The sequence below is a fragment of the Pseudomonas sp. Ma2-10 genome (genome assembly GCF_054330215.1).
In genome coordinates this window covers 32,144-47,647 of record NZ_JBTEYL010000011.1, presented here as the reverse complement: position 1 = coordinate 47,647, position 15,504 = coordinate 32,144, and the positions used below count along the sequence as shown (strand labels likewise).

Below are 15,504 nucleotides of genomic sequence, written 5' to 3'. Positions count from 1 at the left end.
AGCATCGGGCAGCGGCGATAAGGGATCAGATTCGGTTATGTATTTTTTTGCTCGTCTGTCGGCGTTGATTGTTGCGGTGGCGTTACTCAACGGTTGCGAACGGCAGGATGCGCCGCCGCTCGACCAACAACTCTACGTCTGGCAACGGCAATGGACGCCGTCCCACGAAGCGGCGCTGAGGGACAGCCGCGCTGACTTTTCCACCCTGCGGGTGCTGGCCTTGCAGGCATTCCCCGAGGCGGGTTGGAGCAGGGCGCGGATTGATCTGGCGCTGCTCAAACGTGATGGTCGGCCGCTGATCGCGGTGATTCGGCTCGACGGCCAACTCAAGTCGCTGGATCGGGACGAAGTCACCGCGCAGATCCTGCAGGTGCTCGGCGATTGGCAAGAGCAGGGGCTGAATCTCTCCGGCGTGGAAATCGACCACGATGCTGGTAATGCTCGGCTACCGGCCTACCGCGAATTTCTTACGCACTTGCGCGCAGTTCTGCCGGCTTCTATTCCGTTGAGTATCACCGCATTGCCGGCCTGGCTCGACAGTCCCGAATTGCCGGCGCTGTTATCCACAGTCGACAGCAGCGTGTTGCAGGTGCACGCGGTGAGCGATCCGCGTCTTGGCTTGTTTGACCCGGATCAGGCCCGTCAATGGACCAAGGCCTGGAGCCGCATCACTTCCAAACCTTTCTATCTGGCGCTGCCGGCCTACGGTGTGGCGTTGCTGCCGGGCCGTGGTGCGCCGGTAGTGGAAAGCGAAGTGCCGATCGACCGGCGCGGTAAACGCCGGGAATTGCTCGCTGATCCGCAGCAACTGAGCCGACTCGGGACCGAGTTGCGCAACGATCCTGCGGCGCATCTGGCGGGCCTGGTCTGGTTTCGTTTGCCGCTGGCCAGCGACCGCCGAGCCTGGAGTCTGACCACCCTGAGCGCGGTGGCTCGTGGCGATGCACTCGACAGTCGACTGGCGTTGAAACTCTTGGCGCAGAACGACCTCTATGACATCAGCCTCAGCAATCAGGGCAACCTCGACAGCGCCTGGCCAGAACGTCTGACACTGGCGGTGCAGGGCTGTGACGGTGCCGATGCGCTGGCCGGGTATACGTTGCAACAGCGTCCGGATCTGCTGACCTTCACCCGCCTGCGCGATGGTCGAATACCGGCCGGCGGGCAGCGCGCCATTGGTTGGGCTCGTTGCGCACATATTGATCAAGGAGGTTTGAATGTTTACCCGTAACTGGCCCCGCCATCTGCTTTGCCTGAGCTTCAGCCTGCCGCTGGGTTCGGCGCTGGCCTGCGGGCCGGATTTCCCGATGCGTCTGCTGGACAATCGCGGCCAGTCGCTGGCGGAGCTGCCGGAAGGTAACTTCAGATTTGAAATCAGTCGCTTCGGGCAGGCGGTCGACGGGCTGAATAGCGTCACCGAAACTGCCTATAACAGGAATGCACCCGACTACGCGGAACAACGGGAGAAGGCTGAGCAATCCGGTTTGACGGCTGAACAACAGGTGCTGGTCAAACAGTTACGCAGCTTGACCGACGAGCATCAGGTCGAGAGTCAGGGCGCGAGTCTGCCGGCTGAGCTCAAGCTTTATCTGGCCGGCGCGGTGGCATTCAAAGGCGGTGATCATCGACTGGCCGCTGAGTACTTCCAGAAGGTGCTGGCATTGCCAGCGGATCAACGGGCGTTGCGCAGCACTTGGGCTGCTTATTCGTTAGGCCGGACGCTGTTTGCCATGAGCTCGGAAGCGGACGCTGGCCCTGACCTGTTGGCTCAGTCTCGAAAGGCCTTCGAGCAGACCCGTCAACTAAGCATCGACGGCTTCAGTGACCCTTTGGAGCTGGGTGTTGCCAGTCTGGGCGAAGAGGCCCGCGTGGCCCGCACCGCCGGCGACTGGAACCGCGCCATCGAACTCTACGCCACGCAAAACCTTCAGGGTTCGGCGGTGGGTTACACCTCGCTGAAACTGTTGGTAGCCGACCTCGCGGCGATGCCTGACGATCAACTGGCGGTGTTGCTCAAGGGTAAACCGGTGCAGCAACTGCTGACGGCCTCGTTGATCAGCCGACTGGGCTGGTCATTCGGTGATCAACCGCCGAACGAATTGAAACTGATCAAACTGCTGCAAAACAGTACCCGAGGTAGCCTCGATAACGCTGATCGCTTGGCTGCGGTGAATTATCAACAGGGTGATTACGCCAGCGCCCAGGCGTTTCTCGAACACGCTGGAGATGGCGGATTGGCGTGGTGGCTGCGGGCCAAACTGGCCGTGCGCGATGGCGATAAAAACGCGGCGGCTGCTGCGTATGCCAAGGCTGCCCAGGCCTTCCCACAGAACGAGTCCTGGGGTGAGCGGCGCACGCCAGACTGGGACTTCGAAACGCTTCAGCCCAAGTGTCGGGTCGAGGGTGAAAGCGCGATCCTGGCGTTGCAACGCGGGGATTACCTGCAAGCGTTTGATCAGCTTTATCGCAGTAAAGATATCTACTGGTTCGACGCCGCCACGGTTGCCGAGCGGGTGTTGACCGTCGATGAACTCAAGCAATACGTCGATACTCAAGTGCCGGCGCCGCCACCTTTGACTCAACAGGATCGCGATCACTACGTACAGTTACCGGTGGCGGCGAAACTGCGCAATTTGCTCGGACGACGCTTGCTGCGCGAAGAACGGTACGACGAAGCGCCAGCCTACTTCGATAACACTGACTTGCTGGCCAAGGCCAAGTGGTACGGGCAGTTGCGCCAGGACGCTGAATCAAAATGGTGGCCGAGCAAACGGGCATTCGCTTATTACCATGCCGCTACACTGGCCCGTTTTGACGGCATGGAGTTGCTGGGCTACGAGCTGTCCCCGGATTACGCGACCTTCGGTGGCAATTACCGTTTCGAAAGCGCGGAACTCAAGGTCGGACCGCTGATGGCCGAGGGTGAAGTGCAGCGTCAGCAAGCCACCGTGGCGCAGCCTGATGAGCGTTTCCACTACCGTTTTGTCGCCACGGCGCTGGCGAGCAAGGCCGCTGATCATCTGCCCCACAGCAGTCAGGCGTTTGCTTCGGTGCTGTGCAAGGCTTCGTCGTGGGGCACCAGCCTGCAAGAGCAAAGCGCGTTCTACCGTCGTTATGTCGAGGAAGGCCCGTATGTGATCTGGGCCGGCGATTTTGGGCACCAATGCCAGGATCCGGACTTTCAGAGCGCCGATAAACGCTATGTGACTCAGGTCATCGAGGCCGCGCGTTCGCAATTGCGGCCCTATAAAACACCGTTGCAGATTGGCGGTGCGCTAGCGGTCACGGCAGCAGCACTGTTGTTGATCAACCGCCGCCGCAAGGTGCGGTAAGGCTCAAGCCTGTTGCACAAAAGTCAGCCGCACGGCGAAGCCGATCAACAGGCTACCAAACAGCCACTGCTGCAGGCGCTGGGCCGAGGGACTGCGTTGCAGCCAACGGCCTAGCGCTGCGCCGGTCAGTGCGTAGGCGCTGTCGAATAGCAAGCCGACACCGACCAGCACAATTCCGAGGGTCGCAAATTGCGCGAGCACTGGCCCGGCGTGTGGATCGATGAACTGCGGCAGCAGCACCGAGCAGAACAGCAAGGCTTTGGGGTTGAGCAGGTTGGTCAGCAAACCGCGCTGGATTGCTGCGCGCCAGCGAGGTTTCCCGGTGATGGCGTCTGCTCCGTTCAAGTTCGGCAGCATTGTGGTTCGCAGGCATTGAATGCCGATCCATAGCAGATACGCGGCCCCGACCAGGCGTACCACGTCGAACGTCCAGGGCGCAGCCTTGAACAGTGCTGCCAACCCCAACGCTGCCAACGCCACATGGCATCCCCGCGCCACACCCAAACCCACCGCAGTCGCCAGCGCCGCGCCTTTGCCCTGACGGGCACCGGTCTGCAACAACAGGATCATGTCCGGGCCCGGCAGCAGATAGACCACCGCCAGCGCCATGAAAAACACCCAGAGTCCTGCCACGTTGCACCCCATTCGTTGTCGATTCGGTACGGCCAGTCTAGGGTTGAAGGGCAGGGCAGGTGGTTGCGTAGTTCGCTTCTAAACTGCTTCGGGTTGGCATAACCTGCCACTTCATTGCATTTGAACCATCAGGATCTGCCAAACGATGAAACTGGATGCCTACGACCGCAAGATTCTCGCCGCCCTGCAGCGGGACGGTCGCCTTAGCAACGTGCAACTGGCTGACGAGATCGGCCTGTCCGCCTCGCCTTGTTTGCGCCGGGTTCGAATGCTCGAAGAAGCCGGGGTCATACGCGGTTACCAGGCCAATCTGGATCGCGACGAAGTAGGGCTCGGGCTGACGGTGTTTGTCGGGGTCAAGGTCGAACGGCATAACGACGAACAAGCCGAATCCTTTCGCCTGGCCGTGACCGCGTTACCCGAAGTGATTTCGGCGTTTCTGGTGTCAGGAGAATCGGATTTTCTGCTGCAAGTGGTGGTACCGGACCTGCGCGCCTATGACCGTTTTCTCACGGGACGGTTGCTGAAATTGCCGGGCGTGAGCGACATCCGCAGCAACTTTGCGATTCATACGGTGAAGACGCCGGGGGCGTTGCCGTTGGAGCATTTACCGGCCTCCTAGGATTGTAAGATCGTTCCCACGCTTACATCTGCGTCGCCATCCCCTCCACATTCATCGCCGCCTGGCGCAGGGCCTCCGAGCGGGTCGGGTGTGGATGACAGGTCAGGGCAATGTCTTCGGCGAAAGCGCTGAACTCCATGGCCACGCAATATTCGCCGATCATTTCACTGACACTTGGACCGACAAGGTGTACGCCGAGAATCTCGTCGGTGTGCTCATCGGCCAGCACTTTGGCGAAACCTTCGGTTTCGTGATTGATCTTTGCCCGGCTGTTGGCGGTGAAGGGAAATTTGCCGACCTTGTAGGCGCGACCTTCTGCCTTGTGGGCGAGCATCGGCCCGGACGTCACGTCGCCGATCACCACTAGATGCTTGGGCAATTCGGTCAGCGACAACGCATCCATCGAATCGAGGATGCGTGTGTTGTCGATGTCCACACCGGGTAGGGGAGTGAGCTCATAGCCGGTGGCGATGATGCCCTTGGTCAACCCGGCAATGCTTTCATCCTTTTGCTTCATCATCTGCGTGAGGTTGAGTGTGGGTTTGACGTCAATCCTTAGATTGGCGAATTCCGTGCTACGCAAACCGCTCGCAGACCCAACTGACCGGCGCGGATTGCCGCGTTATAACCGCCGGGGCCTCCGCCCAGAATCACGACGTCATAGTTGCTCATGATGGTACTCCTGGAGTGAACGGGGATCGGAATGGGTAAACCGTAGTTCTTGGTTAAAATTACGAACGCAATATGTGCGTTCCACAACCTTTCGGTCAAGGCTTCAGCCACGCGACAGGTTGAGCGCCTTTAGATACAGCATCTAAGAACGGAAATTTCACGGCTTTCGTTATATCGTAACGAAATGCGATTTGAGCAACGATAAACACTGGGGTGGTATGCAAGTCGATCTCGATGTCGATGGGACGCAAGTAGCCGGGCTACCGCGTTTTCAGCAGGCGGTTTTTCAAGGGCGACGATTGCGTCAGTTCGCAATCGGTCTGGGCGCTCTGGCGGCGGCGGGTGGATTGCTGGCATTTTTTGTCGGGCTGTTTGCACCGCAGTCGCTCTGGTCCGCGTTGCTGGTCAATCAGAGCGCCGGTTTGCTGGTACTGGTCACCGGTTTGCAATCGGCCTGGTGGGTGACGCAGTGGCGCGCGCGAGCGTTGAACCCGGTCGTGCAGGTCGTCGTCGCTGAGGAAGTCGTTGCTCCGGTGGGCGGGTACGAACGGCTGCTGGATCGGCTCAGCCAGCGATGGCGGCGAATGCTGGTGCAGATCGGCGTCCCGACGCTGTGGCTCGCGGGTTGGTCGCTGTTGACGTTGTTGAGCATCGACCAAGTCTGGAACCTTGCACTGCCGCCGTCCGCACTGGGAATATCGGCCAGTGTCGGTGCAGCGCTGTCGTTGTTGCTGGCCTTCGGTTTACTGGTGTTGGAGCGTCAACTGGCGCAGGAAAACGTCGCCCGATGGCCCGAAGCAGCGCCGTTGGCGCAACTGACACGGGTGGCGATCATTGGCCTGGTACTCAGCGCTTTGTGCCTGTTGCTGGGTGGCGAAACCTCGGTCTGGCCGGTGCGTCTGGCGGTGCTGATTGGCCTGCTGCCGGGGCTCGTCGCCGCCGAACTGCTGCTGCGCGCCCTGCTCTCGTTGTTCAGTGCGCAGCGCGAACAACTCGAACCCGCCTTGCTGGCGCGCAGCTTCGTTGCCGACATGCTGCGCTGGCCGCCGCAACCCTTGTTGGCGTTACAGCACGAATTGCACAACCGTTTAGGCATCGACTTGCGACAAATCTGGGCCTTCACGTACATGCGTCGGGCATTTCTGCCGGTGCTGGTCGTGGTCTCAATAGTGGGTTGGTCACTCACCGGCATTCACGAAATCCCCATTCAAGGGCGAGGCATCTACGAGCGATTCGGCAAACCAGTGGAGGTATTCGGTCCTGGTTTGCACGCGGGTTTGCCCTGGCCTCTGGGCCGAGTGTTGAGCGTCGAAAACGGTGTGGTCCATGAGTTGGCCACCAGTGTCGGCGACACACCGGCGCCGGTGATGGCCGAACCCGCCGAAGGCCCTGCGCCCGCGACTGCCAATCGCTTGTGGGACGCCAGTCATGTGAACGACAAATCCCAAGTCATTGCCAGCAGCCGAGCGGACAAACAGAGCTTCCAGATCGTCAACATGGACGTGCGTTTCGTCTACCGCATCGGCCTGAGCGATCAAGCGGCATTGGCCGCGATCTACAACAGCGCCGACGTCCCGACACTGATCCGCAGCACCGCCAGCCGGATTCTGGTCCACGATTTTGCTTCACGAACCCTCGACGGTTTGCTGGGCGAAGACAGGGCAGGGCTCGCCGAAGAGATTGGTCGGGCGGTACAAGCTGACCTGCACAAACTCGACAGCGGCGTGGAAATTCTCGCCACCGTGGTCGAGGCGATTCATCCGCCGGCCGGTGCCGCCAATGCTTATCACGGTGTTCAGGCTGCGCAAATTGGTGCCCAGGCATTGATTTCCCGCGAGCGTGGGGCAGCGGCGGAGGCTATCAACCAGGCGCAATTGCAGGCCAGCATCGCTCGCGATCATGCAACGGCCAGCGCTCGTGAAATCAACGCCACCGCCCAAGCGGCAGACCTGCGGTTCAGCGCCGAGCAAAAGGCCTACGCCAGCGCCGGCCAGGCCTTCGTGCTGGAGCAGTACTTCAGCCAACTGTCCCAAGGCCTGGCAAATGCCAGGTTACTGGTGCTCGATCATCGTCTGGGCGGCAGCAGCAACGCGCCGACCATCGACTTACGTACGTTCACGCTGCCGGTTGATCCTGCGCCGGCGCGTAAAATCGCTCAACCAGGAGCTGCCAATTGAGCCAGTCGCACACTCACGATCACGATGACCACACTGGCCACGATCACGGCCATGGCGGGCATCACCACGGCCATCACCACCACGGTGATCCGCAAGAAGCGGGTCCGTTCCCGTGGCGGCGAATGGGTTGGGCGGCGTTGTTGGTGGCGTTCGCCATCGCGGCAGCCAGCCTGGTTCAAGTGCGTTCGGGGGAGGCCACGGTGATCACGCGCTTTGGTAATCCCTCGCGGGTGCTGTTGGAACCCGGTCTCGGCTGGCGTTGGCCAGCTCCTTTTGAAGCGGCAATTCCTGTCGATCTGCGACTGCGCACCACCTCCAGTGGTTTACAGGACGTGGGTACGCGGGACGGTTTGCGCATCATCGTTCAGGCTTATGTGGCCTGGCAGGTTCAGGGCGATCCGGACAACGTGCAACGTTTCATGCGTGCCGTACAAAACCAGCCGGACGAAGCTGCGCGGCAGATTCGCACGTTTGTGGGGTCTGCGCTGGAGACCACGGCCAGCAGTTTTGATTTGGCTAACCTGGTGAACACCGACGCCAGCCAAGTACACATCGCTGACTTTGAAACGCAACTGCGTCAGCAAATCGATCAGCAGTTACTCACCACTTATGGTGTGCGGGTGCTGCAAGTCGGTATCGAGCGTCTGACTCTACCGTCGGTAACCCTCACCGCTACGGTCGATCGCATGCGTGCCGAGCGTGAAACAATTGCCACTGAACGCACGGCCATTGGTAAGCGCGAAGCGGCGCAAATCCGTTCCGCTGCCGAGCGTGACGCGCGCATCGTGCAGGCCGACGCCACGGTAAAAGCGGCGGACATCGAAGCACAATCCCGCGTCGAAGCCGCGCAGATTTATGGCCGCGCCTACGCCGGGTCGCCACAGCTTTACAACCTGCTGCGCTCCCTCGACACGCTAGGCACCATCGTCACGCCCGGAACAAAACTGATTCTGCGCACCGACGCCGCGCCTTTCCGGGTGTTGGTTGACGGTCCGCCGACGCTTGATAACAAGCCTGGGTCGCAGCCATGAAAGTAGTTCCACGTGGAACAAATGAGTTAAGCAGTCCATGGATTCAGGCGGGGCGATTGGCTTTTTTGGTTCTCTACGCCGTGACGGTCCTGGCCGCTTTGGCGTGGGCATTTTCCAATGTGCGGCAGATTGATCCGCAAAATCGCGCTGTGGTTTTGCATTTCGGCGCGCTGGATCGCATCCACAATGCCGGTCTGTTATTGGCTTGGCCACGTCCGTTTGAGCAGGTGATTGTGTTGCCTGCGGCGGAGCGGGTGATTGAGCGTCGGGTGGAAAACCTGCTGCGCACTGATGCCGCGTTGCAGGCAGACCGAGTGGCAAGCTTCGCCACTCCGATCAGCGATACACTCGCCGGCTCCGGTTATTTGCTTACCGGTGACGCCGGCGTGGTGCAACTGGATGTGCGTGTTTTCTACAAAGTCACCGAGCCGTATGCGTTCGTCCTTCAAGGCGAACATGTGTTGCCGGCACTGGATCGACTGGTAACCCGTAGCGCGGTGGCGCTGACGGCGGCGCGAGATCTGGACACTATTCTGGTCGCTCGACCGGAGCTGATCGGCGCCGATAGCCAGGCTGCCGAACGCCGTGAACGTCTACGCGGTGATCTGGTGCAAGGCATCAATCAGCGCCTGGCTGGCCTCACTGCGACCGGGCAGGGGTTAGGCATTGAAGTGGCTCGGGTCGACGTGCAATCGAGTCTGCCCGGCCCGGCGGTCAACGCCTTCAACGCTGTTCTGACCGCCAGTCAACAAGCCGACAAAGCGGTGGCCAATGCTCGCACTGAAGCCGAGAAACTGACTCAGACGGCCAACGAACAAGCTGATCGCGCACTGCAAGTCGCCCATGCTCAAGCGCGTGAACGCCTGGCCAAGGCCTCGGCTGACACGGCCACGGTGCTGAGCCTGGCCAAGGCGCAACAGCAGGGCACCGACCCGCAAATGCTGCTGCGCATCTACCGCGAGCGGATGCCGAAGATTCTCGGTCAGGCCGGTTCGGTGACCACGGTCAACCCGAAAGACGATTCCCGCCTGATCATTCAGGGAGCTGCACAATGACCCCCCCAACCGCCGCCGCACCGAGCATGTTGTCCTCGGCTGAACAACGCAGCGCTGCCCGGCAATTGACCCTGGCCATGCTCGCACTGGGCCTGCTTGCGCTTGGTCTGGCCTGGCGCTGGTTGTCGCCGGAGCAGACCGGCGTCAGTCAATTGCTGCTGGGCTTTGCTTCGTTATTAGTGGCCGTGCCCGTGATGCGTTCAGCCTGGTACAGCCTGCGTTATCCGAGCCTGCACGGGATCACTGATCAATTGATTGCCCTGGCCATGCTGGGGGCGTGGGCCACGGGGGATCTGCTGACCGCGGCGTTGCTGCCGATCATCATGATCTTCGGCCACGTGCTGGAGGAGCGCAGTGTGATCGGTTCCCAGGAAGCGATTCACGCCCTCGGCAAACTGACACGTAGCCATGCACGCAAAGTTCAGGCGGACGGCGCCATCGTCGAAGTCGACAACGGCACACTCAAGGCCGGCGACCTCGTCGAGGTGCGTGCGGGTGATCGAGTGCCGGCGGACGGTCGGGTGTTGTCCGGTCAGGCGAGCCTGGACACCGCTTCGATTACCGGCGAATCGGTTCCGATGGAAGCGGACGCCGGCATGCAAGTCTTCGGCGGCGCGATCAACCTCGACGGTCTGCTGCGCATCGAGGTCACCCGCACCGGCAATGAGTCGACCCTCGGCAAAGTCATCGCACTGATGCAAAGTGCCGAACGCTCCAAACCACCGATCACCCGTTTGCTGGAACGCTACGCTGGTAGCTACATGGTGTTGGTGTTGCTGCTGGCCGCCGTGACCTGGTTCGTCACTAACGATGCTCAGGCCATGCTCGCGGTGTTGGTGGCGGCCTGCCCTTGCGCGCTGGTGTTGTCGGCACCGGCCACGGCGATTGCCGGCGTGGCGGTGGCCGCGCGTCACGGGATTCTGATTCGCAGCTCGGCGTTCCTGGAAGAGTTGTCAGACCTGACTTCGCTGGTGGTCGACAAGACCGGAACCCTGACCTTTGGCACCTTGCGTTTGCAATCCATCGACAGCCCCCTTGAGGATCGCAGTCACGTCTTGAAACTCGCTGCCAGCCTCGGTTCTGCCAGCAGTCATCCGGTCAGCCGCGCGCTCGCCGGCTTGGTCACCCAGGAACATATTCTGCAGCTCTGCGATATCCACGAGCGTCAGGGGCTGGGTGTGGTGGCGATGACGGATCAGGGCGAGGCGGCGCTCGGTCGCCCGGAGCTGTTCAGCCAATTGGGCATCTCCACTTCAAGTGTTCCCGACCACGATGGCCCGATTGCCGGGCTGGCGGTCAACGGTGAATTCCTCGCCTGGCTGTTGCTGGCCGACAGCGTCAAACCTGAAGCTCGATTGGCGTTGAGCGAGCTACGTGAGTTGGGGTTGGGTCGCCAGTTGCTGCTGACAGGTGATCGGCAAAGCGTCGCACACACACTGGCGCGGGATGTCGGGATCAGCGACGTTGAAGCTCAAGCCTTGCCCGAGGACAAACTCAATCGCGTGCTGAAGGAAATCGGCAGCGGCTTCCGGCCGATGGTCGTGGGAGATGGGATCAACGATTCGCTGGCGCTCAAGGCCGGTGTGGTCGGCGTGGCGATGGGGGCGGGCGGGGCGGACATCGCCCTGGCTTCGGCCGACATTGTCCTGATCGGCAGTGACCTGCGTCGACTCGGCACCTGTGTGCGCTTGAGTCGCCAATGCCGGCACACGTTGCAGGTTAACGTGATCATTGGTCTGGGCTGGACGCTGGCGATTGTAGCCTTCGCCGCCTTCGGTTGGCTTGGCGCTGCGGGGGCGATGATTGCGGCGCTGTTGCACAACTTCAGCACGTTGCTGGTGTTGGGTAACGCCGGGCGTTTACTGCGTTTTCAGGAGCCATTGCTCAAGCTTAAGGATGAGGATTGAGTGCGCGTGGGGCGATTTCAAGTTTTCAGAACTGTACGAGGAATTGGTAGTCATCTAGGTGAGGGCAATCACTTTTGTGAATGTGCGGCGGTTGATTCGAGGATTACGAATCATAGAAAAGGGCTATTAATTCGGCAGCCAGCTATTTTTCAAGGATGGTCTACCCTCACATCAGACGTCTGAAACAAGAGGGTCTATCCATGGTCGCGCACCTTCCTCCGGCCTTACAGAATCTGCAGTTACCGCTACGCCTGCGACTCTGGGATGGCCATGAATTCAACCTGGGGCCGGCGCCGAGCGTCACAATTGTGGTCAAGGACCCGCAAATGGTTACCCAGTTCACTCATCCAAGCCTGGACGCGCTCGGAGCGGCGTTTGTCGAAGGCAAGCTTGAGCTGGAAGGCTCCATCAGCGAGGTGATCCGCGTTTGCGATGAGTGGAGCCAGGCATTGCTCGGTGATCAAGACAGTCAGCCGGTACGTACCCCTCATGATAAAGAAACCGACGCCATAGCGATTTCCTACCACTACGACCTTTCCAACGCGTTTTATCAGCTGTGGCTCGACAGTGACATGACGTATTCCTGCGCCTATTTCGAGACCGGCAGCGAAACGCTGGAGCAAGCCCAACAAGCCAAATTCCGCCACTTGTGCCGCAAACTGCGGCTGCAACCAGGCGAATACCTGCTGGATGTCGGTTGTGGTTGGGGCGGGTTGGCCCGGTATGCCGCCCGAGAGTGTGGTGCGAAGGTGTTCGGGATCACACTCAGTAAAGAGCAATTGGAACTTGCCCGTGAACGCGTGACGGCCGAAGGCCTGGACACTCTGGTCGAGCTGCAACTGCTCGACTACCGCGACCTGCCTCAGGACGGGCGCTTCGATAAAGTGGTCAGTGTCGGCATGTTCGAACACGTTGGCCACGCCAATCTGGCCGAGTACTGCAAAACCTTGTTCGGTGCAGTGAAAGAAGGCGGCCTGGTGATGAACCACGGGATCACTGCCAAGCACACCGATGGCCGTCCGGTGGGGCGTGGTGCCGGGGAGTTCATCGGGAAGTATGTGTTCCCCAATGGTGAGCTACCGCATCTGTCGATGATCTCTGCCCAGATCAGCGAAGCAGGGCTGGAGATCATCGACGTCGAGAGCCTGCGCCTGCATTACGCGCGTACGCTGGACCATTGGAGCGAACGGCTGGAAGACAATCTGGAAGCCGCTTCCAGGCGGGTGCCCGAGCAGGCCTTGCGGATCTGGCGGCTGTACCTGGCGGGATGCGCTTATGCGTTTGCCAAGGGCTGGATTAACCTGCACCAGATTCTCGCGGTGAAAGCCCACCCCGATGGCAGCCATGAACTGCCATGGACTCGCGACGATATCTACAACCCTTAAAGGATTGGTGAAATAAGCCGGGCGATCCGCATGCCAACCTGTTGCAAGCGGTGGGTCTCCCGGATTTCTTCTTTGGCGATCTCGTGAGCCTGGGCGAAGTCATCATTGAGCATCTGCTCTACTTCGGCGGCAAACGCGCTGTCGACCGTCAACAACATCACTTCAAAATTCAGCCGGAACGAGCGGTTGTCCAGATTGGCACTGCCAATGGCGCTGATTTCGCGGTCGACCAACACCACTTTCTGATGCAGGAATCCCGGCTCGTAGCGGAAAACCCGCACGCCGGCGCGCACGGCTTCGAAGGCATAAAGGCTGGAGGCGGCGTAAACGATCCGGTGGTCCGGTCGAGAGGGCAGTAGCAGCCGCACGTCCACGCCTCGCAGAACCGCCAGCCTTAACGCAGCGAACACGGCTTCGTCGGGGATGAAATACGGGCTGGTGATCCACACCCGCTCGGCTGCCGCATGGATGGCTTCGACGAAGAATAGCGAACAGGTTTCGTAGGAGTCCGCCGGACCGCTGGCGAGCAATTGGCAAAGCACGCCGTCATCCGGGTAAACGTCCGGCAGGATCAGCGGCGGCAATGAGCGGGCGGCCCAAAACCAGTCTTCAGCGAAAGATTCCTGCATGCAGGCAACCACCGGTCCGCGTACTTGCACATGGGTATCGCGCCAGGGCGCCAGGGGTGGTTTCTCGCCCATGTATTCGTCGCCGACGTTGTGTCCGCCAACGAAACCCAGTACCCCATCAACCACCACAATCTTGCGGTGGTTGCGGAAGTTGACCTGGAAGCGGTTGAGCCAGCCGCTGCGGGTCGCAAAGGCTTTGACCTTGACGCCGGCATCGCGCAGCGGCTGTACGTAACGGTGAGGCAGGGAGTGGCTACCGATGCGGTCGTACAACAAATAAATCGCCACACCTTCGGCGGCTTTCTGCAGCAGCAAAGTTTGCAGGCGTTGACCGAGGCGATCGTCGTGGATGATGAAAAACTGAATCAGTACCGCTTCCTTCGCGTGACTGATGGCTTCAAATATTGCGTTGAAGGTGGCCTGGCCGTTGATCAGCAAACGGACTTCGTTGTTCGCCAGGCACGGCATGCGTCCCAGTTTCGGCATGGCCCTCAAGGACGCGTACGCATTTGAGGCGCGAGCGGTCAGCGCCTCTTCTATCCAAGGGCGCCAGTTCAGCTCGGAGATAGCCTTGCGCATTTCTTCGTTGGCCTGGCGCCGAGCCTTGATGTAGCCATCGAAGGTACTGCGGCCGAAGACTAGATAGGGGATGAGCGTGAGGTAGGGAATAAACAGCAACGACAGGGCCCAGGCGATCGATCCCTGGGCGGTCCGGACGGTGAGCACGGCATGGATGGCAGCGATCAGGCCCAACGTGTGAAGCAGTGCAATCATGTAGCCGAAAATATGCGGTCCAAGGTAATCCATGGGGCAGCCTTGCTCCTGAAGATTCAGTGCTTAACAGACCATGTTCCGTGCAGAATGTCGCTATTTAATTGGCCCATGAACCGAAGCCAATGGTTGACGTCTAACGGCCACTACTGATCAGGAGTTACTCGATGAACGTTCGTCTGCTGGGTTTGGCCATGGCTGTTGGTTTGTCACTTCCTGTGGCTGCTCAGGCGCAGATGCTGCAGCCTGGTTTGTGGGAATTGACCACAAGTAACATGACGGTCGATGACCAGAATCTTCCGGATTTGCAACTGATCCTCGGTCAATTACAGGGCCAGCTGACCCCGGAACAGCGTGCGCAGCTGGAGAAGCAGGGCATCACCATGGGCGGGAAGGGGATTCGGGCATGTCTGACGAAGGAACAGGTGCAGTCCGACAATATTCCGCTGACGGATCCGCAATCGGGCTGCAAACAGGAAATCACTGACCGAAACGGTAATCAGTGGAAATTCCGCTTCAGCTGTCCGAAAGCGCAGGGCACTGGTGTCGCCACGTTCCTCAGTGATCGTGAGTTCACCACTAAGGTTAATGGCACGTTCAACGCCACCGGCATTCAGCAGAAGGGCAGCCTCGATAGCCGCGCCGTGTGGTTGGGGCAGAATTGTGGGACCGTCAAGCCAAGAGCTTAGAACTCCGTCAGCAGGCCCGCGCCTTAGATGACTATGGGGGAGCGGGCCTGATTCAACCACTCACACACCATATCAACACTCATCCTCCCGAAGTCTTCCCCTGTGCGGCTGCGCACACTGACAAACCCGCCTGCTTTTTCTTTCTCCCCGATCACCACGAGATACGGCACGTGCTGACTGTGCTCGCGAATCTTTTGGCGGACTTTCTCGTGACGTAGATCCGCACGGGCGCGCACGCCGCTTCGACGCAAAGCCTCGGTTACCGACTGCGCGTAATCCGCCTGACGTTGGTCCATGCTGACGATCATGACGTGTGGCGGTGTCCGCCAGCAGTCGAAGATTCAAAGTTCCCCAGGCGGTACAGCGATGTCTTTCCTTGACGGCGAATCGAATGATTGGTCGCCGCCAGCGTCTGCATGCGGGCTTCGATCAGTGGCAAGTCTGTCTGCGTTAAGGAGCGCTCGACAGAACACTCATGAAAGAACCCGCCGCCGCTTTTGCCAGCCCGGGTCCGATACTCGCGGCGAGCTCGTACACCGCCAGTGGCTGGTCGTATTCACGCAATGAACCATCGCTCAGGGTGATGTGAATCATGTCGGTG

The 15,504-nt window shown here is 60.1% G+C and carries 11 protein-coding genes and 2 pseudogenes; 9 read left to right on the top strand and 4 right to left on the bottom strand.

Annotated features, from left to right (window positions below; all coding sequences use genetic code 11):
• Positions 1-37: 37 nt before the first annotated feature.
• Both ACXPVS_RS15095 and ACXPVS_RS15090 read left to right on the top strand, forming a co-directional pair.
• Complete coding sequence (locus ACXPVS_RS15095; RefSeq protein ID WP_458510647.1) at positions 38-1,231, top strand: DUF3142 domain-containing protein; 1,194 nt, start codon at positions 38-40, stop codon at positions 1,229-1,231.
• The gene (locus ACXPVS_RS15090; protein WP_458510646.1) at positions 1,218-3,332 is read left to right on the top strand and encodes a hypothetical protein; all 2,115 of its coding nucleotides are present in this window, start codon (positions 1,218-1,220) and stop codon (positions 3,330-3,332) included. The genes ACXPVS_RS15095 and ACXPVS_RS15090 overlap by 14 nt, the downstream gene beginning before the upstream one ends.
• A gap of 3 nt (positions 3,333-3,335) precedes the next feature.
• On the opposite strand, the gene ACXPVS_RS15085 is transcribed toward ACXPVS_RS15090, so the two are convergent.
• Complete coding sequence (locus ACXPVS_RS15085; protein WP_458510645.1) at positions 3,336-3,965, bottom strand: LysE family translocator; 630 nt, start codon at positions 3,963-3,965, stop codon at positions 3,336-3,338.
• Between the two features lie 145 nt (positions 3,966-4,110).
• Here ACXPVS_RS15085 and ACXPVS_RS15080 point away from each other — a divergent pair, with 145 nt between their 5' ends.
• Positions 4,111-4,587 carry an Lrp/AsnC family transcriptional regulator gene (locus ACXPVS_RS15080; protein WP_458510644.1) on the top strand — a complete coding sequence of 159 codons (477 nt, stop codon included), beginning with the start codon at positions 4,111-4,113 and terminating at the stop codon, positions 4,585-4,587.
• A gap of 22 nt (positions 4,588-4,609) precedes the next feature.
• Here ACXPVS_RS15080 and ACXPVS_RS15075 read toward each other — a convergent pair.
• A pseudogene (locus tag ACXPVS_RS15075) lies at positions 4,610-5,259 on the bottom strand (hypothetical protein).
• A 218-nt stretch (positions 5,260-5,477) separates the two neighbouring features.
• Between ACXPVS_RS15075 and hflK (ACXPVS_RS15070) the strand changes: the two are divergent.
• The 5 genes from hflK (ACXPVS_RS15070) (at position 5,478) to cfaB (ending at position 12,814) form a co-directional block, all read left to right on the top strand.
• Complete coding sequence (hflK, locus tag ACXPVS_RS15070; protein ID WP_458510761.1) at positions 5,478-7,436, top strand: protease modulator HflK; 1,959 nt, start codon at positions 5,478-5,480, stop codon at positions 7,434-7,436.
• On the top strand, positions 7,433-8,467 hold the full coding sequence (gene hflC, locus ACXPVS_RS15065; protein WP_458510643.1) for a protease modulator HflC: 1,035 nt from the start codon (positions 7,433-7,435) through the stop codon (positions 8,465-8,467). The genes hflK (ACXPVS_RS15070) and hflC overlap by 4 nt, the downstream gene beginning before the upstream one ends.
• Positions 8,464-9,522, top strand: a complete 1,059-nt coding sequence (gene hflK, locus ACXPVS_RS15060; protein ID WP_458510642.1) for a protease modulator HflK — start codon at positions 8,464-8,466, stop codon at positions 9,520-9,522. The genes hflC and hflK (ACXPVS_RS15060) overlap by 4 nt, the downstream gene beginning before the upstream one ends.
• Positions 9,519-11,429: a cation-translocating P-type ATPase gene (locus tag ACXPVS_RS15055; protein WP_458510641.1), complete on the top strand. Its 1,911-nt coding sequence runs from the start codon at positions 9,519-9,521 to the stop codon at positions 11,427-11,429. The genes hflK (ACXPVS_RS15060) and ACXPVS_RS15055 overlap by 4 nt, the downstream gene beginning before the upstream one ends.
• A gap of 200 nt (positions 11,430-11,629) precedes the next feature.
• Complete coding sequence (gene cfaB, locus ACXPVS_RS15050) at positions 11,630-12,814, top strand: C17 cyclopropane fatty acid synthase CfaB (RefSeq protein ID WP_458510640.1); 1,185 nt, start codon at positions 11,630-11,632, stop codon at positions 12,812-12,814.
• Here the strand turns inward: cfaB and cls are convergent.
• The gene (gene cls / locus ACXPVS_RS15045; protein WP_458510639.1) at positions 12,811-14,250 is read right to left on the bottom strand and encodes a cardiolipin synthase; all 1,440 of its coding nucleotides are present in this window, start codon (positions 14,248-14,250) and stop codon (positions 12,811-12,813) included. The two genes, cfaB and cls, sit on opposite strands and share 4 nt — an antisense overlap.
• A gap of 131 nt (positions 14,251-14,381) precedes the next feature.
• Between cls and ACXPVS_RS15040 the strand changes: the two genes are divergently transcribed.
• A complete protein-coding gene (locus tag ACXPVS_RS15040) occupies positions 14,382-14,903 on the top strand; it encodes a DUF3617 domain-containing protein (RefSeq protein WP_458510638.1) in 522 nt (173 codons plus the stop codon).
• Between the two features lie 23 nt (positions 14,904-14,926).
• Here the strand turns inward: ACXPVS_RS15040 and ACXPVS_RS15035 are convergent.
• Positions 14,927-15,497 (bottom strand): annotated as a pseudogene (locus tag ACXPVS_RS15035) (His/Gly/Thr/Pro-type tRNA ligase C-terminal domain-containing protein).
• Between the last annotated feature and the right edge of the window lie 7 nt (positions 15,498-15,504).